Source organism: Pseudomonas sp. NFACC42-2 (assembly GCF_900116055.1).
Taxonomy (GTDB): domain Bacteria; phylum Pseudomonadota; class Gammaproteobacteria; order Pseudomonadales; family Pseudomonadaceae; genus Aquipseudomonas; species Aquipseudomonas marginalis.
Window position 1 is genome coordinate 80,854 of record NZ_FOZO01000019.1, and the last position, 21,108, is coordinate 101,961.

At 62.4% G+C, this 21,108-nt stretch carries 15 protein-coding genes, 1 rRNA gene and 1 pseudogene; 10 read left to right on the forward strand and 7 right to left on the reverse strand.

Going from position 1 to position 21,108, the window contains the following annotated elements; genetic code table 11:
* The first annotated feature begins 9 nt into the window (after positions 1-9).
* Genes BM416_RS24705 through BM416_RS24740 form a run of 8 tightly spaced genes read left to right on the forward strand, consistent with a single transcriptional unit; the run spans position 10 to position 10,725 of the window.
* On the forward strand, positions 10-2,001 hold the full coding sequence (locus BM416_RS24705; protein ID WP_092489786.1) for a GumC family protein: 1,992 nt from the start codon (positions 10-12) through the stop codon (positions 1,999-2,001).
* Positions 2,001-3,191, forward strand: coding sequence for a glycosyltransferase (locus BM416_RS24710; protein ID WP_092489787.1), 1,191 nt, complete (start codon positions 2,001-2,003; stop codon positions 3,189-3,191). The genes BM416_RS24705 and BM416_RS24710 overlap by 1 nt, the downstream gene beginning before the upstream one ends.
* The gene (locus BM416_RS24715; protein WP_092489788.1) at positions 3,181-4,509 is read left to right on the forward strand and encodes a GH39 family glycosyl hydrolase; all 1,329 of its coding nucleotides are present in this window, start codon (positions 3,181-3,183) and stop codon (positions 4,507-4,509) included. Before BM416_RS24710 ends, BM416_RS24715 begins: the two co-directional genes overlap by 11 nt.
* A gap of 8 nt (positions 4,510-4,517) precedes the next feature.
* Complete coding sequence (locus BM416_RS24720) at positions 4,518-5,735, forward strand: glycosyltransferase family 4 protein (protein WP_092489789.1); 1,218 nt, start codon at positions 4,518-4,520, stop codon at positions 5,733-5,735.
* Positions 5,726-6,829 (forward strand): glycosyltransferase family 4 protein, encoded by a 1,104-nt coding sequence (locus BM416_RS24725; RefSeq protein WP_092489790.1) that lies wholly within the window; start codon positions 5,726-5,728, stop codon positions 6,827-6,829. The genes BM416_RS24720 and BM416_RS24725 overlap by 10 nt, the downstream gene beginning before the upstream one ends.
* Positions 6,830-6,831: 2 nt before the next feature.
* Positions 6,832-8,259: an O-antigen ligase family protein gene (locus BM416_RS24730; RefSeq protein ID WP_092489791.1), complete on the forward strand. Its 1,428-nt coding sequence runs from the start codon at positions 6,832-6,834 to the stop codon at positions 8,257-8,259.
* Positions 8,259-9,668: a lipid II flippase MurJ gene (locus BM416_RS24735; RefSeq protein WP_092489792.1), complete on the forward strand. Its 1,410-nt coding sequence runs from the start codon at positions 8,259-8,261 to the stop codon at positions 9,666-9,668. Before BM416_RS24730 ends, BM416_RS24735 begins: the two co-directional genes overlap by 1 nt.
* 22 nt (positions 9,669-9,690) lie before the next feature.
* Entirely contained in the window at positions 9,691-10,725 is a 1,035-nt protein-coding gene (locus tag BM416_RS24740; protein ID WP_092489793.1) for an acyltransferase family protein, read from the forward strand.
* Between the two features lie 36 nt (positions 10,726-10,761).
* On the opposite strand, the gene BM416_RS24745 is transcribed toward BM416_RS24740, so the two are convergent.
* From BM416_RS24745 to BM416_RS24760, 4 genes are all read right to left on the reverse strand, one after another.
* Positions 10,762-11,337, reverse strand: a complete 576-nt coding sequence (locus BM416_RS24745; RefSeq protein WP_065926894.1) for a DUF4174 domain-containing protein — start codon at positions 11,335-11,337, stop codon at positions 10,762-10,764.
* A 164-nt stretch (positions 11,338-11,501) separates the two neighbouring features.
* Entirely contained in the window at positions 11,502-12,134 is a 633-nt protein-coding gene (locus tag BM416_RS24750) for a glutathione S-transferase N-terminal domain-containing protein (RefSeq protein WP_092489794.1), read from the reverse strand.
* A gap of 12 nt (positions 12,135-12,146) precedes the next feature.
* The gene (locus tag BM416_RS24755) at positions 12,147-12,725 is read right to left on the reverse strand and encodes a GNAT family N-acetyltransferase (protein ID WP_092489795.1); all 579 of its coding nucleotides are present in this window, start codon (positions 12,723-12,725) and stop codon (positions 12,147-12,149) included.
* Positions 12,726-12,795: 70 nt separating this feature from the next.
* Positions 12,796-15,153 (reverse strand): DNA polymerase II, encoded by a 2,358-nt coding sequence (locus tag BM416_RS24760; protein ID WP_092489796.1) that lies wholly within the window; start codon positions 15,151-15,153, stop codon positions 12,796-12,798.
* A 219-nt stretch (positions 15,154-15,372) separates the two neighbouring features.
* On the opposite strand from BM416_RS24760, the pseudogene BM416_RS24765 reads away from it, so the two are divergent.
* Positions 15,373-17,610: pseudogene (locus tag BM416_RS24765) on the forward strand (TonB-dependent receptor).
* A 79-nt stretch (positions 17,611-17,689) separates the two neighbouring features.
* Here the strand turns inward: BM416_RS24765 and BM416_RS24770 are convergent.
* The gene (locus BM416_RS24770) at positions 17,690-18,157 is read right to left on the reverse strand and encodes an SRPBCC family protein (protein ID WP_092489797.1); all 468 of its coding nucleotides are present in this window, start codon (positions 18,155-18,157) and stop codon (positions 17,690-17,692) included.
* Positions 18,158-18,256: 99 nt separating this feature from the next.
* Here BM416_RS24770 and BM416_RS24775 point away from each other — a divergent pair, with 99 nt between their 5' ends.
* Positions 18,257-18,658, forward strand: coding sequence for a GFA family protein (locus tag BM416_RS24775; RefSeq protein ID WP_092489798.1), 402 nt, complete (start codon positions 18,257-18,259; stop codon positions 18,656-18,658).
* Between the two features lies 1 nt (position 18,659).
* Here BM416_RS24775 and mrdA read toward each other — a convergent pair whose 3' ends face one another.
* Positions 18,660-20,552 (reverse strand): penicillin-binding protein 2, encoded by a 1,893-nt coding sequence (mrdA, locus tag BM416_RS24780; protein WP_092489799.1) that lies wholly within the window; start codon positions 20,550-20,552, stop codon positions 18,660-18,662.
* 270 nt (positions 20,553-20,822) lie between these two features.
* A 5S ribosomal RNA gene (gene rrf / locus BM416_RS24785) occupies positions 20,823-20,938 on the reverse strand.
* Positions 20,939-21,108 lie beyond the last annotated feature (170 nt).

The following is a 21,108-nucleotide window of genomic DNA, read 5'->3' on the forward strand; positions in this document are numbered from 1 at the left end:
CGACATCCCATGATCGAGATCCGTTCTTTTCGTGATCTGCTACGCCTGTTCTTCATCTTCCGCCACGAGTTCAAACTGGCCGCCATTGCGGCGCTGGTGATCATTCTGCTGGGGGCTTTCCTGCTGCCGGCCAAGTACGAATCCACGGCGCGCCTGCTGGTCAAGCCGGGGCGTGATTCGACCTTGCCCATCGAGATCAGCAACCGCCAGGCGCTGGTGATGCCCAGCACCCAGCGCGACCCGATTGTCGACGAGGAGCGGCTGCTCACCGGGCGCCCGATTGTGCGGGCGGTGGCCGAGCACTACCTGGAAGTGATCAGTAACGCACCGCCACCGGAAGGCTTCTGGAAGCGCACCAAGTACTACGTCAAGAGTGGTATAGGCGCGGTGTTCGATGGCATCCGCGTGGTACTGGAAACTGTCGGCGTGGTGGAAAAAACCACACCGGTGGAGCGCCTGGCGGCGGGCCTGGAAAAGAACTTCGAGGTGAGCCACGCGGCCGGCTCCACGGTGATGGACATCACCTTTACCTGGGGCGACCCGGAGATAGCCCAGGCGGTGGTCAAGGATTGGGTCGAGACCTATGTCAACGAACGCACCCAGGCCCTGGGGCGCAAGAGCCTGTACGTCTTCTATGAAGGCCAGGTCGCCACCAGCGCCACCGAGATCCAGAGCTACAAGCAACAGATCCTCACGCACCTGAACCAGATCGGCGCGGCGAGCATCACCGATCGCCTGGAAGACTTGTCCGAGCGCATCAACGTACTGCGGGGCGAAACGTTCAACACCACGCGCCTGATCGCCTCCTCCGACAGCGCCATCCAGAGCACCCGCACCCAGCTCAAGAGCCAGCCCAAGGAAGTCACCACGGTGCGCCAGATCGCACTGAACCCCCAGCAGCAGGACTTGCGTCGCCTGCTGAACCAGAAGCTGCTGGAAAAGGCCGACATGATGCGCACCTACACGGACAACGCGCCGCCGGTCAAAGCCCTGGATGCGTCGATCCGCGCAATGCAGGCCCATGTCGCGAGTGAAAGCAACACCGTGCAAAGCTCGGAAAACCGCGCGCCCAATACCCTGGAAATCCACTTGCAGCGAGTACTGCTGGATGAGTCGAGCAACAACGTCGCGCTGCGTACCCAACTGACTCAACAACAGAAACAACTGGCCAACCTCGAAGCCCAGCGCAAGCAAGCCCTGGAGATCGAACCGGAACTGACACGCCTCGCCCGAGAGCTGGGCGCCGCCGAACGCAACTACGCGTTGTATGTGGACAACCTGGAGAAATCACGCATCGACCGTGAACTGGATAACAGCCAGATCAGCAACATCGCGGTGATCGAAGAGGCCACCCTGAACCCCGGCCGTATCTTCCCTAAAACCCTGGTGATGCTGGTGCTGGCGGTCCCGTTCGCCGTCGTCGTCGGCCTGCTGGTGATCTACCTGTGCTACCTGCTCGACCAGCGCATCCACGATGGCGGCCTGGCGGAACGCAAGTTCGGCCTGCCGCTGTGGACCACCTTGCCCGAGCTGGACACCAGCACCGCCCAAAGCACCAACGCGTTCAATGCGAGCATCTACCGGCTGTACGGGTTGCTGCAGTTGGAGCGCATCGCCGAGCAGGGCCTGACCCTGGGGCTGACCTCGGCACGTCATGGCGAAGGGGTGACCTTCGTGGTGGAACAACTGCGTCAGTTGCTGCAGGAAAACGGTATCAACGTGCGTGTGGGCGGCGCCGAACCGGCGGCGCCAGGTGAAGTGGTGCTGCTGGACGCCTCGGCGCTGCTGGATAACCGCGATGCGTTTATCAACCTGCGTCGGGCCGACCTGATCGGGCTGGTGGTGGAAGCGCAGAAGAGCACGGTGCCGGTGGTGGAGCACGCGCTGTCGATCCTTAACACCGCGTTCGGCAAGGTCGACGGCATCATCATCAACCGGCGCAAATTCGAAGTGCCGGCCAAGGTGCTGAAAACCATCGCCAAGTACCGGGGGGCGTTCTGATGCGCGTCGCCCTGCTCGCCCCGTTGCCACCGGAGAAAAATGGCATCGCCGACTACGCGAACCATTTCCGCACGGCACTGGAACAACTGGAGGTGACGGTGCTGACGCCGTTGGCCGGGGTGGCGGGCAACAGCGAGGCGATCAAACAGGCCATCGGTGGGTTCGACTGGCACAGCGTGGACCTGGTCCACGCCGAGCTGGGCGGTGGACGGCTGGGGGAGTTCCTGGCCCTGCGCGAATTGCGCAAGGCCTACCCGGCACTGCCCTTGACCGCCACGGTGCATGATCCGGAACGCATCGTCTGGCGGCGTGAGCGCTTGCCATTCCCGTTGAACCTGCTGGAGCGCTTGCCCAGCCCGATGCCACAGGCGGCAGTGGTGCTGGCCGATCCGCTGACCTTGCGTGAAGAGCGCCAGGTCGCCGCCGGCTTGACCCGCTTGATCACCCTCACCCGCCTGGGCGCCGAGTGCCTGGGCCAACGCATGCAACTGCCGGCGGGGAAAGTCGCGGTGATCAACCATGCCAACCTGGCAATTCCATCGGCGCCGCTGCCGCCCCTGGATACGCTGCGCCTGCTGTACTTCGGGTTTATCTACCGGGGTAAAGGCATCGAAGACCTGTTAGAGGCCCTGGCCGGCGTATTCAAGCAGGCCCCCGAATTGCGTGAGCGTGTGCGCCTGACCCTGGCCGGTGGCACCGCCGCCGAAATGGCGTTTGGCGCGGGTGGTAATTACCTGGAGCAGTTGAACAAGCAGATCGCTGAACTCGGCTTGGCGGATACCATCGACTGGCAGCTGAACCTGCCGGCCGACGAGATTGCCCAGACCATCCAGGCCCACCATGTGATGGTGCTGCCCTATCGCGAATCGAAAAAACTCGGCCTGCTCGGGCGCCAGCGCGGGACCAGTGGCGCGCTGTCCTGGGCTGCCGCCTGCGGGCGTGGGGCGATTACCTCCGACGCTCGCGCGTTTGCCGAGGAAGTCGCCAGCGGCAACGGTGCCATCTACCCCGAAGGCGATGTGGATGCCCTCAGCGAGCAACTGCTGCGCCTGGCGCGCACGCCGCTGCTGGCCCGGGAGTGGGCCGAACGCGCCGGCGAAATCGGCCGCGAGCGCTTATGGCCGTTGACCGCGCAAAAGTTCAAGGCACTGTTTGAGCAAGCCATCGAGGGCAGCCACCATGGCGCGTAAACGCACCTACGTCGCCACCCTGGTCGTAGTCGCTGCCCTGGGCCTGACCGCGTTTTTGTGGGGGCGCCAGGCCGATGCCGAGAGCCATGTGCTCAAGGGCAACAAAACCGTGGTGTGGAAGGATTTCCTCGGGGTGAACGCGCAGTTCCTGTGGTTCGCCCCTGAGCGCTATCAGAAGCAGATCGACCGTCTCAAGGCGCTGGGCCTGGAGTGGGTACGCCTGGATTTGCACTGGGACCAGCTGGAGCCGGTCGAAGGGCAGTACCAGGTTGCGACGCTGGATCAGTTGGTGGGCAAACTGCAGGACAACCAGCTCAAGTCAGTGTTCTACCTGGTCGGGTCGGCGCCGTTCGCCACCACTGCGCCGGTGGGTGCGCCGTATCAGGACCAGTACCCGCCAAAAGATCCTAACGTTTTCGCCAACCGCATGGCGCTGTTGGCCCAGCGCTATCCCAGTGTCGACGCCTGGCAGGTGTGGAACGAACCGAACCTGCTGGGCTTCTGGCGCCCGGCAGCCGACCCGGCCGGCTACGCCGCGCTGCTGACCACCACCGCCGCCGCGTTGCGCGCAATGAACCCGAGCAAACCGGTGGTGGCCGCCGGCATGGCATTCTTCAGCGAAATGCCCAACGGCCAGAGCATGTTCGATGCCCTCGGCGCCCTGGGCGTGGCCAGCCTCAATACCGTCGTCTCGTACCACCCTTATACCCAATTGCCCGAAGGCAACGACCCGGCCAACCTGGACTTTATCGCCAAAACCACCACGCTCAACCAGGCCCTGCGCAGCGGCGGCGTGCAGACCCTGTGGAGCACCGAATGGGGCTGGTCGACCTACACCGGTCCCAAAGACGCCCAGGACATCATCACCCCACAGGCCCAGGCCGATTACGTGGTGCGCCGCCTGGCGCTGATGAGTGCGCTGGATTACGACCGGATCTTCCTGTTTACCCTCAGTGATCTGGACCAGCGCGCCAGTGTGCGGGACCAGTCTTACGGCTTGCTCGACATCGACGCCAACCCCAAGCCGGTCTACACCGCGCTGAAAAATTTCCTCGACGTCAGCGGTCCGACGCTCACCCCCGGCGATCCGCCCAGCGCCGATCAGTTGCCCGACGGCCTGTTCAGCATCGGCTGGACCCGCGCCGACGGGCGCAAGCTATGGTTCTTCTGGGCGGCCGGGGGCGGCAACGCACACCTGCCCAACCTGGCCAGCGCCACCCTGTATGACCCGCTGCGCGGTACGCAAACCCCAGTGAGCGGCACCCACGGGCTGACCGTCAGGGTCAAGCCGAACCTGCAAATTCTGTTATGGGAGTGAGGCCCGCCATGCGCATTTTATGGATCCTGCCCTACTCGCCCTGGCCCGCCACCAGCGGCGGCAAGACCCGCCAGTTCCACCTGCTGCGCAGCCTGGCGGCGCGGGGGCATCGGATCACCTTGCTGCTGCATGACAAGCATCCGGTGTCCCCTGCCGACCGCCAGGTGCTGGAAGCGTTTGTCGAACAGTTGATCATCCTGCCGCGCCGCCCGTTGCGCAGCCTCAAGACCCTGGTGGCGGGGCTGTTTGCCCCCTACCCGCTGCTGGCCAGCGTGAATGGGCTGGCGGGCGAGTTGCAGGACACCTTCAACTGGTTGCTGGGTGAGCAGTGGGACGTGGTGCAGATCGAGCACAGCTACAGTTTCCAGCCTTACGAAGATGCGCTGGCGCGTAAATCACAGCCCTTTGTGCTGACCGAACACAATGTGGAATCGGCCCTGGGCGCGGCTACCTACGACCGCTTGCCGCGTTGGTCGCTGCCGTTCATTCGCTACGATCAATGGCGCTATGCCCGCTGGGAACGCCGGGTGATGCGCCAGGCCGCGCAGGTGGTGGCGGTCACTCAAAACGATGCGCACACCCTGGAAAAAATCGCCGGCAAACCCGTACCGGTGGTGGTCAATGGCGTGGACTGCGATCACTTCGCCGCCGCCCATCCCGACCCGTCGACACGCCGCGTGCTGTTCCTCGGCAACTATGAATACGCGCCGAACGTGGACGCCATCGAATGGGCCCTGGATGAAATCCTGCCCAAGGTCTGGGCTCGCTGTGCGGATGCGCGCATGAGCGTGTGCGGCTTCGGCATGCCCGGCAGCTGGCGCGAGCGCTGGAAAGACCCGCGTATCGAATGGCAAGGCTTCGTACCCAACCTGCTCGACCTGCAATCGAGCTGTTCGGTGTTCCTGGCGCCGTTGCGCCACGGCGGCGGCTCCAAGCTCAAGGTGCTCGAAGCCCTGGCCGCCGGCCTGCCGCTGGCCAGCACCGAACAAGGCGTGTCGGGGCTGGACCTGGTGGAAGGCCTGGACTACCTCGGTGGGCAAAGCCCCGACGACCTGGCCGATGCCGTGGTGCGCCTGCTGCAATGTCCTGAAGCCGCCGCCCCGATGGGTGAGGCCGGCCGCGCCTATGTGCGCCGCGCCCATGACTGGAGCGTCGCCGCCAGCCAATTGGAGCAGGTGTACGCCAGCCTCGTACCGTTGAGCCAGAGGGAGCCCGCATGCGTATAGGCCTGGATTACCGCACCGTCGGCACCTCGCCGCAATCGGGCATCAGCCGCCAGGTGTATGCACTGGAAAGCGCCCTGCACACCTTGCCGGGCATTGAGCTTGAACGGTTTACCGTGGCGCCACTGGGCGATGAAACGCGCCTGCAGGCCCACTGCCCGGCGTGGGGCTGTGCCAAGACCGCCATGCACCAGCCGCAGAATCGTCTGCGCTTTGAGGCCGGTTTTCTGCCGCGCGCCTTGCGCGAGGAGCGTATCGACCTGTACATCAGCACCTTCAACATGGGCCTGCCGTTACCGCCCAAGCCGAAGGGTTTGCGCACGGTGGTACTGCTGCATGACCTGTTCCAGATCACCCTGGACAACTACCATGCCAACCGCTTGAAGGCGCTGATCTACAAGACCAGCGATCGCCTGTCGATTACCTACGCGGTGCACAGCGCCGACCGCGTGTGGACGCCGTCGCAATACAGCGCCGATGAAACCGCGCGGCTGTTTCCCAAGGCGGTGGGCAAGATTCGTGTGCTGCCCAATCAGGTCGATGGCTTTGCCGGGCTGGTGGCGGACCTGAGCCGGCATCAATTGCCCGAGCGCTACTGGCTGCTGGTGGGCACCCGCGAGTTGCGCAAGAACGTGCCGTTTTTGGTGGACGCCTGGCAGCAGGCGCGGCGCCAATCCCCTTCGCTGCCGGAGTTGGTGCTGGTGGGCAGTTTGGAACACTTGCCCGAAGCCCAGCGCACATTGCCGGGGATTCGCGCGCTGAGCGGCGTGTCGGACGCCGAGTTGCAGGGGCTGTACCGCCAGGCGTCACGCCTGTGGCAGCCGTCCTATGCCGAAGGCTTTGGCCTGCCGGTGATCGAGGCCCTGAGCGTCGGGACGCCGGTGGCGGTGGCGAGCGGCACTTCGCTGGATGAAATCACCCCGCCGTCGGCCCCGCGGTTTTCGCCCACCGATGGCCCGGCGCTGGTGCAATTGATGCTCAGCCTGGGCGCGCGGCCGGAGGAAGACTGCGCCGAGCAACGGCGCCTGTGGGCGCAACGTTTCAACCATCATGCTTATCGCCAGCGCCTGGCCGAACTGATCGAGGAACTTCAGTGAGAGTGAACCTGGCAAGCCTCGTCGCGATCCTCTTCGGCCTGCTGTTTGGCGCCCTCGCCCTGTTGCTGTCGCCGGCCAAGGCGTTTCTCGCCGTAGTCGGCCTGGCCGGGGCGGTGACCATCCTGCGCTTTCCGTTCTGGGGCCTGTTGCTGTTTGCCCTGATCGCCACGTTCATGCCGTACTCGACCCTCAACCTGGGGATCCGCAGCACCGTCAGCGAAGCGATCCTGGCCCTGACCTGGGGCGCGGTGCTGTGGCACAACTTCCTGGCACGCCTGCCCGATACGCCCAGCCTGACCCGCCGCCCCACCGACCAGATGCTGCTGTGGCTGATGCTGTTCAGCGTGTTCCCGTTCATCGTCGGCCAAGTCACCGTCCACGCCGACAGCAGCGGCGTGGCCAACTGGCTGCGCTGGTTGCTGAGCCTGTCGGCGGTGTTCCTCTGCGCCAGATTGCTGGTGGACCGCAAGCAGCGTGAATCCTTGGTGATCGCCCTGTTGCTGGGCAGCCTGGCGATGCTGGTGCTGTCGATTGCGGTGTTCGTGCGCACGCGCTCCGGGGCCGGCATTGCGCCGATTCTGGCGTTGTTCAACTACGGCAACTTCGACATGTTGAAATTCGGCCTGGAGGCCATGTCTTCGCGCATGGGTTCGCCGTGGATGCACCCGAATGCCATCGGCGGAATCATGGCATTGCTGCTGCCCCTGGCCTTCTGCTTCGGCGTGACCGAACAGGGCTGGAAACGTGCGCTGGGCCTGGGCGTCGCCTGCCTGGGCGCGGCCGCGTTGCTGCTGGCCAGCAGCCGCGGCGCGATGGTCAGCCTGGCGTTGGTGCTGGTGTGGATGGCTACGCGCCGCGTGCCTTACACCGGGCGCCTGCTGATGATCGGCGCGGCGCTGACCGTGGCACTGGTAATGGCCTACCCACCGTTGCAGGAACGCCTGGCGACGATTTTCTCCTCGGACAACGCCAGTACCGAAGTGCGGTTCGACGAGTACCGCATGTTCCCGCAGGCGGTGGTGTCCTATCCGTTCGGGATCGGCTTCAAGGTTGACCCGCCGGTACCGGGCACCCACCTGTTGGGGATCTCCAACCTGTGGCTGAACTTCATCTACAAGACCGGCATCGTCGGCATGCTGTTCTTTGTGGCGGTGACCGTGCGCTGGTGGCGTGAGGCGCGTCCGCAAAAAGGCCCGATCCGCCTGACCAAGGACAATGCCCTGTGGCTGGGCACCACCGGCGGGATTCTGTCGGCGCTGGTCAGCGGCCTGTTCGACCACTACTTCAGTTTTGCGGTGGTGATGGTGGCGTTGTTCTGGCTGATGGTGGGCATCAATGTGCTGGAGGCGCGGCGGTTGTTTCCGGCGCGGCTGCCGCAGGTGAAGACCGTGGCTTACCGCAAACACCTGCCTGATGGGGCACGGCCCTGATGCTCGGCTCCGCCGCCTGGCTGACCCTGGCGACCCTGGTGGGCCTGTGCCTGGGATTCGCCCGTGAATGGTTGCTGGTGGCGGCCTGGGGCGCCGGAGAGCGCAGCGATGCCTTCCTGATCGCGCTGTTTTTGCCGGAAGCGCTGCGCATGTCGTTGGCCGGCGGTGTGCTGAGCGCCGCCGCGCTGCCCTTGTACCTGCAACGCAAGCATGGCGAACGCCTGGAGTGGCTGGCGGTGCTGTTCCCGGCGTTGCTGCTGATCGCGCTGGTCATCAGCCTGCTGCTGACGCTGTTGGCGCCGTGGCTGGTGCAAATGCTCGGCCCGGGGTTGGCCGACACCGCCACAGTCTTGGCCAGCAGCAACCTGCAGATCGTCGCGTGGTGTGTGCCGGGCTTGATGTTGCATGGGCTGTTCAGCATTCCCTTGCAGGCCGGCGAACGTTTTGTCCTCGCGGGGCTGGGCTCGTTGCTGTTCAACCTGCCACCGGTGACGTACCTCGCCCTCGCGGGCACTACCAGCCAACCGCACGCGCTGGCCCTGGCCTGCCTGGCCGGCAGCCTGTTGATGCCGCTGGCGCTGTTGCCCTCGGTGTGGCGCCAAGGCTGGCGGCCGTGGCGCTGGCAACTGTCCTTCGCGCCCCTGCGGGAGCTGGGCCAACGCATCGGCCCGCTGTTGCTGAGCAATGGCGCCAGCCAGGGGTTGGCGCTGATCGAGCGGCTGGTGGCGTCGCTGCTGGGCGAAGGCGCGGTGACCTGGGTCAACCTGGCGCGCAAGCTGATGAACCTGCCGCTGATTGCGCTGATGAGTCTCAACCAGGTGCTGTTGGGCATGATGAGCCGCCGCCAGGGCGATGAGCGTCTGGCCCTGCTCAAGCGCGGCCTGGAAACCGCCAGCGTGCTGACCCTGCCCGCCGGCGTCGGCCTGGTGGCGGCAGCCCCGAGCCTGGTGGCATTGCTGCTGCCCAGGCAATCGACGGATTCGCCATTGCCGCTGCTGCTGGCCTGGTTTGCGGTGCCGTTGGTGTTCGGCGCCTGGAACGCCTTGCTCGCGCGCTATGCCTACGCCGCCGGCGATACGCGCCAGCCACTGCGCTGCGAGCTGCTCGGCAGCCTGGTCAACGTGTTGCTGTTGGCTGCCCTGCCCCTTGTGTTCGGCCTGGCCGGCATCCCCTTGGCCGCACTGGCCGGCGTGCTCTGCACCGCACTGTTGCTGATGCAGCGCCAGGCCTTGCTCGACGCCCTGCCCTGGGCCCGGCACTGGCTGCTCAGTGCACTGCTGATGGGGCTGGCGGCGCTGATGCTGTTTGGTATTGAGGGCGTGTGGCTGCAACTGGGGCTGAGCACCCTGGCGGGCGCCGTGGTGCTGCTCGGCATGGGGCTGTGGCTCAAACCGTGGCGCAAGGCATGAATGATCGATCGGGAGCACTCAGGTGAAAAATCGCTGGATTCAAATGGATATCGCCAAGGGCATCGGCATCCTGGTGATCGTGTACGCCCACAGTTGGTTTGTCGCCACGTCGCCGGACTTGATGTACCCGATCCTGGCGTCGTTCGTACTGCCGTTGTTCTTCTTTCTGTCGGGGGTGTTTTTCAAACCTGAACAGCCGTTTGTCGAGATGGCGGTGCGTAAGGCCGACGGCCTGCTCAAGCCGTTTTTCTTCACCATGCTGGTGTATGTGATCGTGCGCGATGTGCTGCGCGGCCAACCGCTGCTGCCGGATATCGGCGGCGTGCTGTACGCCTCGGTGGACACCATCCCGTGGCAGGCGCTGTGGTTTTTGCCGCACTTCTGGGTGGCGATCCTGTTCAGTTGGGCGGTACTGCGGCTGATCCAGCGCCTGCCGCTGGCGGTGAGCTGTGCAGTGATGCTGGTGCCGCTGCTGATCGGCATCTGGATGCTGCCGTGGTTCTGGCAACTGCCGGTGACTCTCGGCGGGCAAACCTGGGTGCTGCCCGGCTTGCCCTTCAGCCTGGATATCACCCTGATCAGCAGCGCGTGTTTCGTCTACGGCTACCTGCTGCGCGACTGGCTGCGTACCCATGCGGGCTCCCTGCTGACCCTGCTGGTGTCGGGGGTGCTGTTCGCGGCGGTGTTCCTCTACCGGGGCGACACCATGGACCTGGCGCAGCGTCGCTACGACCACTGGCTGTGGACCAGCCTGCTGGCGGTGATTGGGGTGTACCTGTGCTGGGCGTTGGCGCGGGTGCTGATGGCGTCGGCCCTGATCACCCGGGTCATGACCTACATCGGCCAGTCGACCCTGATCCTGCTGATCTTCCATGGGGAGATCCAGCACAAGACATTCGATTTGATGGAGCGTCTGGGGCTGCACGCGTTTGTCGCGGCCTGCATCGGCTTTGTGGTGGCGGTGGTGGTGCCGTTGTTGATCGGGGAAGTGATCAAGCGGGTGGCGTTCCTGCGGTTTTTCTACTTTCCATTTCCGCTGCGCAAGGCTGCCGGATAACGGTAGGAGCGAGCATGCTCCTACCGAGTATGGGGTTCAGTCATCCAGCTGTTGCGCGGCGGGCTTGCCGGCGTGTTTCGCCGGCTTGGCGCCCTTGGCCGGAGCCGGTGCAACGGGCTCGGGCTCCGGGGCGGCGGCGGTTTCTTTCTCGGCCATCGGCATCTGGTCGATGGCGCTGAAAAACTCTTTCAAGTCGAGGGTATCCGGTGGCACGGTCTTCTCGACTTTCTTCTCGCCATCCTTGCCCACCAGGATCACTTTGGTGCCGCTGCCGGCGCCCAGTTTGAGGGCGCGGATCAGCGCATTGGTCTCGGGCGGCGTGAGCTTCTTGTTGTCCTTGGGGTCCTTGGCGAACTTCTCCCCTTCGGCACCGATGCTGCCGAACTTCACGGTGTAGAACACCATGCTGCGCTCTTCAAAGGACTGCTTGGTGGCAGGCTCGTCCAGTTGTTTCTTGAGGGTCGCCAGTGTGTCGTTGCCGGAATCAAGCTCCACCACCACCAGTGGCCGGGCTTTGCCCAGGTCCTGCTTAAGCGGGTTGATATCATCAGCAGCCAACAGCGGCCCCGTAAAAGCCATCAAGGTAGCCAGGGTCAGCGACCGGATGAGCATGCGCACCTCCTTTGAATTCCATGCAGGGTTCTTGAGTTTCATGTCTGCGACAGTCAAATTCAAGGATGATTCCTACACCGCGTTCAGAAAGCGTAGGCCAGGACGCCCGCTCCGCAAGGACTTGGCGGCGACATGCGGCATTGTTTCCTTTGATTGCACAAACATTACGAGACCTTCCAGCCCGGCCAATGGCGGGCAAAGACAGGCGCCACGATCGGGTCGGCATCCACCTGCGCCAGGGTCTGGGCAAAACCTGGCGCCAGGGCAGTCAAGGCCTCACGCGCCTCATCCCAGCGCGACACCGCCGCCGCCATGATGCCCAGCGCATTCGGTGCGCCGTCGGGCGCGAACAGTTGGCCGGCAAACTGTTCGGCAAACACCACCCAGGCCTGGTGCAGATAGCGGCGGGTGCCGGTGGTCAATTGCGTCTGCACCGCTTCATCGGCGTTGCCCAGCCAGCGTTGCGGGTAGTCGATGATGCCGATCGCCGAATAACAATTGGCCGCGATGTACACCAGGCCGCGGATGATCTGGTCACGGTCGCCGCCCAGCAGATGCGCATCGGGAAACGCCAGGCCCAGGTGGATCAGGATCGCGGCACTTTCCGTCAGCACCTGCCCATCGGGGGTGACCAGGGTGGGCACCTGTTTGAGCGGGTTGATACGGGCAAGCTCGTCGCGGCCCTCGCCGTCGGCCCAGGAGGCGGCGTCTACTCGTCGCCATGGTACCGCGCACCGCTGCAGGGCGATTTCGATCATGCAGGAGCCGGATTCGTCGATGCCATAGAGTGTGTACATGAGTCTTTCCTCCTATCGTTGCAGTTTCGCCTGCAAGTTGACCTTCACCTGCGGCCATTCCGAATCGATGATGCTGAAACGCACCGAGTTGCGCTTGCGCCCGTCGGGCATGATGCGTTCGTGACGCACGATGCCTTCCTGCACGGCGCCCAGGCGCAGAATCGCAGCACGGGACTTTTCATTGAGTTCGTCGGTGGTAAATTGCACGCGCACGCAGTTCAGCACTTCGAACGCGTAGGTCAGCAGCAGAAGCTTGGCTTCGGTGTTAATGGCGCTTTTTTGCGTGGATTGCGCCAGCCAGGTATGGCCGATCTCCAGCTTGCGATTGACCCGGTCGACCTTCCAGAACCGCGTGCTGCCGACCACCTGGCCGGTGTCCCGGCGCACGAGGGTGAAAGGAATCATGCTGCCCGCCTCGCGCCCGGCCAAGGCGGTGGCGATGTAATTATCGACGGTATCCGGGCCCGGTACGTGGGTGACCTTGAGGTTCCACAACTCGCCATCGGCCGCAGCAGCAAGCAAGGCGGCCGCATGTTCGCGTTGCAGGGGTTGGAGTTCGACCGTGGTGCCGGTCAGGGTGAGCAGGGTCATGGAGAGCTACGCCGTCTGGTGATCATCAGAGGCCAAGAGTGCAGGCTCTCACCAGGGTGAATCAAGGATTTTAGAACAGGCCCATTTGCCCGCCGACCAGGGTGCTGAAATCGTCACTCACGAACGGCAGTATCGCATCCGCGACCGGTTGCAATTGCCGGGTGACGTAGTGGTCGTAATCAATCGGCGCCTGGCGTACTTCCAGCGGTTCGGGGCCGTTGACGCTGATCACGTAGCGGATCCAGCCGCCGCGCTGGTACTGGCGCGGTCGCCCCAGGCGGTCGTTGTATTCATCGGCCAGGCGCGCCGCGCGTACATGGGGCGGCACGTTGCGCTCGTAGTCGTCCAATTGGCGGCGCAGACGCTTGCGGTAGATCAGCAGTTCATCGAACTCGCCGCTCAAGGTGCGGCGCACGTAGTCGCGTATGTAGTCCTGATGGGGCTGGCGGTGGAAGATGCGCTGGTAGAGTTCCTGCTGGAACCGGCGGGCCAGGGGCGACCAGTCGCTGCGTACGGTCTCCAGGCCTTTGTAGATCATCTCTTCGCTGCCGTCGGCATGTACCACCAGGCCGGCGTAGCGCTTCTTGCTGCCCTCCTCCGCGCCGCGAATGGTCGGCATCAGGAAGCGGCTGAAGTGGGTTTCGTATTGCAGCTCCAGGGCACTTTGCAGGCCGAACGCGCTGTGCAGGTGCTCACGCCACCAGGCGTTGACGTGCTTGACCAGCGCCTGGCCGATACGGCTGGCGTCGTCCTGGGAATGCGCGCTGCCGAGCCACACGAAGGTGGAGTCGGTGTCGCCGTAGATCACCTCATACCCCTGGGCTTCAACCAGTTCGCGGGTCTGGCGCATGATCTGGTGGCCGCGCATCGTGATCGACGAAGCCAGGCGTGTATCGAAAAAGCGGCAACCGCTGGAACCGAGTACGCCGTAGAACGCATTCATGATGATTTTCAGCGCCTGGGACAGCGGCGCGTTGTGCTCACGCTTGGCCTCTTCGCGACCTTCGGAGACACGCGCAACGATGGCCGGCAGGCAGTGCCGGGTGCGAGAAAAGCGTGCACCGCGAAAGCCTTCGACGGAGTCGCTGTCGTCGGGGTGCTTGAGGCCTTCGATCAGGCCCACCGGGTCGATCAGGAAGCTGCGGATGATCGACGGGTAGAGGCTTTTGTAATCGAGCACCAGCACCGATTCGTAGAGGCCGGGGCGCGAGTCCATGACAAACCCGCCGGGGCTGGCCTGGGGCGGTTTGTCGCCCAGGTTCGGCGCGACGAAGCCCTGGCGGTGCATCAGCGGCATGTACAGGTGGGTAAATGCCGCTACCGAGCCGCCGTTGCGGTCGGCCGGCAACCCGGTGACGCTGGCGCGCTCGAGCAGGAACTTGAGCAGCTCGGTCTTCTCGAAAATCCGCGTGACCAGCTCGCAGTCCTTGAGGTTGTAACGCGCCAGGGCGGGCTTGTCCTCGGCGAACATGCGGTTGATTTCGTCCATGCGTTGATACGGTGTGGAGATGTCCTTGCCCTCGCCGAGCAGGGTTTGCGCGACGTTTTCCAGGCTGAAGGATTCGAAGCTCCAGGTGGCCGAACGCAAGGCTTCGATACCGTCGATAATCAGGCGCCCCGCGGCCGCGGCGAAGTAATGGTTGCGGCTGCCGTGTTCGCGCCAGGCCATGGGCTCATCGCCGCGACCGAGCATCAACGGCACGTTGAGGCGCTGGGCATGTTCGTGGAGTACGCGCAGGTCGAACTGCACCACATTCCAACCGATGATTGCATCGGGGTCATGGGTGGCGAGCCATTGGTTGAGGCACTCGAGCAGTTGGACGCGGGTGTCGCAGTAGTCGAGCTTGAAATCCACCGCGTCAGTCTTGTTCGGCGGGCCGAGCATGTACACCTGGCGTTCGCCGCAGCCTTCGAGGGCGATGGAGTAGAGGTCGCCCTGGGCGGTGGTCTCGATGTCCAGGGACACCAGCTTGAGCGGCGGCCGGTAGTCGGGCGCGGGCTTCATCTGCGCGTCGCACAGGGCGCCACCGGCATCCGCTGTACCCCCGAACCAGACCGGAGCGGTGATGAAACGCTCCATCATGTAGCGCTCGGGCGGGCGTACATCGGCTTCGTAGACATCGACACCGGCGGCGCGCAGGCGCTTTTCCACGTCCATCAACTGGCGGTGCTGGCGCGTGTAAAGGCCCAGGACCGGGCGGTGATGGAAATCGCAGAGTTGCAGCGAGCGCAATTCGATATCGCGTTCGCCCTTGAGCAACCAATCCAGCGGCTTGCGATGGACCTCGGGAATAAACATCACCGAGGTCTGCACGGGTAGGCGGATAAACCGTGGTCCTTGGTCTGTGGCCAGCCAGAAACTGACCTCCGTGCCCGCCGGGGTGTCGCGCCAATGCCGGGTCAGGACAAAACCCTGCTGTAAATCCACCGTACCGCACCTCTGGAATAGCTTTCAGGCGTTGATTCTACGCGGCATCTGCGCAAACGCGGCAGGTAAACGCGCACGCAGACTGCAATCTGACAAATTTGTTGCACGCCGTTAATAATAATTACTATCATCTGCGCCGGAGTCGTATTCGCGCAGTGAGGAAGCGCAACGCCTGTTGCCCCCTCTTCTCACATTGACGGTTCGCCGTCAGGATCGACCATGCCCACCCGTAGCCCATTCGCTGTGCCGTTTTGTCCGACCTTGCTCGCCCTTTGCTGTTCCCTGAGCCTTGCCGCCCATGCTGCAACCCCGGTCAACCCGCAGGATGCGAACAACCGTTAGGACGGCAGCACACTGGAATTGGGTGCCACCACTATCAACGCCGACGGGCCCGGACCAGGTGCCCTTCCCCCCGTGTACAGCGGCGGTCAGGTGGCACGCGGTGGTCAATTGGGAGTGCTGGGCAACCAGGACATCATGGACGTCCCCTTCAGCATGGCCTCCTATACCGAAAAATTGATTCGTGATCAGCAGGCCGAGACCGTCGGCGATGTGCTGCTCAATGACTCGTCGGTGCGCCAGGCGTCGGGGTATGCGAACCAGGCGCAGACCTTCATGATCCGTGGCCTGCCGTTGAACGGCGATGACATTTCCTACAATGGCTTGTACGGCATCCTGCCACGTCAGATCATCTCTACCGACGCGCTGGAGCGTGTGGAAGTGTTCAAGGGGCCCAACGCGTTTATCAACGGCGTGACACCGGGCGGCTCGGGGATCGGCGGCGGCGTGAACCTGCAACCCAAGCGCGCCGATGATGTACCGCTGCGTCGCTTCAGCACGGATATCAGCAGCGATGGCCGTGTAGGCGAACACGTGGATATCGGCCAGCGGTTCGGCGAAGACAATCGTTTTGGTGCACGGGTAAACCTGTCCCAACGCGAAGGGGATACCGGTATTGACGATGAAAGCCAGCGTTCCAAACTGTTTGCCCTCGGCCTGGATTACCGCGGCGATGCTTTGCGCGTATCGAGTGATTTTGTCTATCAAAAGCAGCGCATCAACGGCGGGCGCAATTCGGTATTCCTGGGTACCGCCACCCATGTACCGGATGCGCCTTCAGCAGACACGAACTATGCGCCGAGCTGGAGCAGTACCAACCTTGAAGACACCTTGGGGATGCTGCGCGCCGAGTATGACCTGAACGAAAACTGGACGGCTTATGCGGCAGCCGGTGCCAAACACAGCCGTGAAATGGGCCAATATTCATCGGTGACCCTGACCGATAACCTCGGCAATGCCACATCCAGCCGCTCGACCATCGCGCACGAAGAAGACAACTCCAGTCTAATGAGCGGCCTGAACGGAAAATTCCAGACCGGCGCCGTCAGCCATCGACTCAACTTCGGCCTCGCGGGCATTTGGACCCAGGCACGTAACGCCTATGTGTTCAACGGCTCACCGAGTGCGACCAATATCTACGCGCCTGTGACTGGCGCACCACCGACCCTCAACAACCCGCGCAATACCCCAGGCACCGATTTCAGCGACCCGACCATTACCGCCAAGACATTCGTGCGCAGCGTAGCCGTCTCCGACACCCTGGGCTTCTTCGATGACCGCCTATTGGTGACCGTCGGCGCACGTCGCCAGCAGATGGTGGTTCAGGGTTACAACTACATGAGCGGTACACGCACCGCCAACTATGACGAATCGATCACCACGCCGGTCTACGGCATTGTGTTCAAGCCATGGGAACACGTGTCGGTGTACGCCAACCGCATCGAAGGCTTGGCCCAAGGACCGGTTTCCCCGCTCGTGGCAGGCACCCGCACTGTGATTGGCGGCGGGCAGGCCTACGCGCCCGCTCGCTCCAAGCAGATCGAAGCGGGCGTCAAAGTGGACATGGGTACCTATGGCGCTACCTTAGGGGTTTATCGTATCGAGCAGCCTGGAGCAGGTTACTCGGAGGTCGTCGATGCAACCACCGCACGCTACGTTCGTGAAGGCCAGCAGATCAATAAAGGCGTCGAATTGAATGTCTTCGGCGAACCGGTCAGCGGCCTGCGTTTGCTGGGTGGTGTGACCATGATGAAGACCGAACTCAAGGACACACAGAACGGTGCCAACGATGGCAACCGCGCCATTGGTGTACCGTCCTTCCAGCTCAACGCGGGCGTGGACTGGGATGTACCCACCCTGCAAGGCGTGACCCTCAACGGGCGCATGCTGCGCACCGGTGGCCAGTACGCGGATGCAGCCAACAACTTGAGCCTGCCGGCCTGGAACCGCTTCGATATAGGCGCGCGCTATACGTTCACGCTGGACCAGCGTGATGTAACTCTCGGGGTTACTGTGGAAAACGTCGCTAACGAAAAATACTGGGAATCGGCTCAGGGCGGGTTCCTGAGCCAGGGCGATCCTCGCGTAGCCAAGTTGTCCGCGACGGTGGATTTCTAACCGTAAGGCCAGGTCACTCCCCCCGTGGACACTGGAAACGACAAGGACGGGCATCCGTTAATGATGCCCGTTATGCGGCTCACGCCCTACGTGCTTTGCTCAAATAGTTTTCGATATTGCCCATCTGCTCGTCCCAGCCACGGGAGTTCATCTTGAAGGCCTTTTGCCGACGAGCCTCCGGCACCGCCTTGAAACCGGATTCAACCACCCGCAGCAAAATGCCCGGCGCCCGATCCTCAATGGTGAATTCCACCAGTGTCGGGGTTTCCTTGTCGTAGTCGACGCCCTTTTCTACCGCGAAGGGGTGCCACCAGAAAGAGAACAACGTTTGCGGCAGGATGCGTTCGATTTTGGCTTTCCAGATCACGTGTTCGTAACCTGGGTAGGTAATCGGCGCCTCTATGGTTTCCCCTGCGACAAAGGCTTTGCCCTTGAGGGCGATACCAAACCAATCGCCGAATTGCTCGGCATTGGCGAGCGCTTCCCAGACCTGTTTACGTGAAGCGTTCAGCAGAACTTTTCGCTCAATGCGATCTAATACGTGCATAAGTCACCTCCTCCATTGACAGTAGGCGACACCAAATAATGCGCAACCTCAGGTTGTAAGCAATCATGATGACCCCGTCCTTGAACCGGCAATACGTTTATGACTGACCCATTGAATGGAAGTTGCTTCTGCAAAGGTGTCCGCTATCAGGTGGACCAGTTGGACATGCCTATCAGCCACTGCCACTGCGCAAGCTGCCGCAAAATACATGCGGCGCCGTTTGTCGCCACTGCAGGCGTAACGCGCGAACATTTTCGCTGGACACTGGGGGAGGAACTGTTGGCGTCCTTTGAATCTTCGCCGGGCAAGCTCAGGCATTTCTGCTCGCGCTGTGGCTCACATCTGATAGCAGAACGTGGGCATCAGCCCCATGTGATCGTGCGGGTGGCGACGCTGGACGATGATCCGGGCGTCAGGCCCACCTCGCACATCTGGATGGCCCATGATGTGCCCTGGCTTGCCCATGAAGGCATAGAGCAATGGGACGAGTGGAAGGCATGATTTAGACGTGGGGGTCACCTGGCGCTTTTGCCGGCGTCGCATATTGCGGCTTCAGGTGACCGTCCTGGTCGAGTAGCCACGCATCCATGATTTGCCGCACCACCGGACCCGCGACGCGACCACCGGCCTCACCGTTTTCGATCATCACCGAAATCACTATCTTCGGATGTTCGGCCGGAGCGAAGCCAACGAACAACGCGTTGTCGCGATGGCGCTCCAGGGTTTTTTCGCGGTTGTAACGCTCACCTTGCTTGATCGCAACCACTTGCGCAGTACCGCTCTTGCCGGCAATGCGGTATTGCGCGCCTTGTGCGGCGGCCCGGGCGATACCTCGCGGGTCATGCATCACCAACTGCATACCGTGGTTGACCTGCTCCCAATCACGCGGATCCTTGAGGACGACGTTGGGCATGGGGTTCTGGTCCACCGGCGGCTCACCATTGATCGTCTTGGCCAGGTGCGGGCGATTCCACACACCCTTGTTGGCGATCAACGCCGTGGCCTGGGCCAATTGCAGAGGAGTGACTTGCATATACCCCTGGCCAATGCCGAGGATCACGGTTTCGCCCGGGAACCAGGGTTGGCGCCGCGTGGCGCGCTTCCAAGCCTGGGATGGCATCAAGCCAGCGGACTCTTCGAACATGTCCAGGGAGACTTTCTGGCCAAGGCCAAACTCCGCCAGGTAGTCGTGCAGGCGGTCGATGCCGAGCTTGTGAGCAAGGTCGTAAAAGTAAGTGTCGTTGGAACGCATGATGGCAGCGTCCATGTCTACCCAGCCGTCGCCGCTGTGGTTCCAATTGCGGTATTTGTGGTCAAAGTCGGGGAGCTGGTAGTAACCGGGGTCGAATACACGGGTCTGTGGGGTGACGACACCGCTGTCGAGACCAGCGATGGCCACTTCCGGCTTGATGGTCGAGCCAGGCGCATAGAGCCCCCGGAGCACACGGTTGAAGAGCGGCCGGTCAATAGAGTCGTGCAGCGCGGCATATTCCTTGAAACTGATGCCGGTGACAAACAGGTTCGGGTCAAAACTCGGCTTGCTGACCATGGCCAGTACTTCGCCGGTTTGCGGATCGAGGGCAACCACTGAGCCACGGCGATCACCCAGGGCTTCTTCCGCAGCTTCCTGGAGCTTCACGTCGAGGCTCAGGACGATATTTTTGCCAGGAATCGGGTCGGTGTGCTTGAGCACACGGAGTACGCGGCCCTGGGCATTGGTCTCAACCTCTTCGTAGCCGACATGACCATGCAGTTCGGACTCGTAGAAACGCTCGATACCGGTTTTGCCGATGGACTGCGTGCCACGGTACTCCACCGAGTCGAGGGCTTTGGATTCTTTCTCATTGATCCGCCCCACATAACCGATGGAGTGGGCAAAATGCGCACCCAGCGGGTAGTGACGGACGAATTGCGGCTCTACATCTACTCCTGGCAAGCGGAACTCATTCACCGCCAGCAATGCGATTTGCTCTTCGGTCAACTCGTAAAATAATGTCACCGGAACGAATGGGTGGCGTGCCTGCTTCAGGGCCTTGTCGAACAACGCACGGTCTTCGACAGGTAGGTGCAGCAAGTTGACGATGGCGTCGAGTTCGCCCTTGAGGTCAGTAGTGCGCTCGCGGGTGATGGTCAGGTTGTAGCTGGGTCGATTGTCAGCCAGCACCACGCCATTACGGTCATAGATAAGGCCGCGCGTCGGAGTGATGGGCAGCACATGGACGCGGTTGTTTTCAGAAATCGTGGAGTGGTAGTCGAACTGTACGACTTGAAGGAAATACATACGCCCCACCAGGGCACACGTAATGCCTATCACCAACAATGCACAAGCGAGCAGGCGCTTGTTGACCAGGCGGTTTTCTTTTTCGTGATCTTTAATCGGTATCGGTTCAGGCATTTCTACAGCATCTCGTTGAAGAAGGTCGACGCCGCATCCTGCGATGAAAGATCAGTCCTTGGGAAATGAGCTGCACCATACCAAAAATGCAGAAACACTTTGCATTGAATTCCCCAACGGCACTCTGAAGTGAGTTCCCTCTCGACGGGTTCGGTGATACGGCAGCTGCCCTTGAAGATAGTCAACAGCTCATCCGCCTAGGCGTACCCACTTTTCCAGCGCGCAAAACAAAACCCCATCTGCTCTCGCAAATGGGGTTTCGGAATTTAATCTTGACGATGACCTACTCTCACATGGGGAAACCCCACACTACCATCGGCGATGCATCGTTTCACTGCTGAGTTCGGGATGGGATCAGGTGGTTCCAATGCTCTATGGTCGTCAAGAAATTCGGGTACTGAGTCGTGGCCAGCGGGCCTCGCTTCAGCAAATTGGGTATGTGACAGCTGTCGGTGTTTTGTGAGATCTCGAACTTTCGGTTCATTGCGTCTTCACACACCGCAATCTGGCCTTTCGACGCAAATTGCTTGGGTGTTATATGGTCAAGCCTCACGGG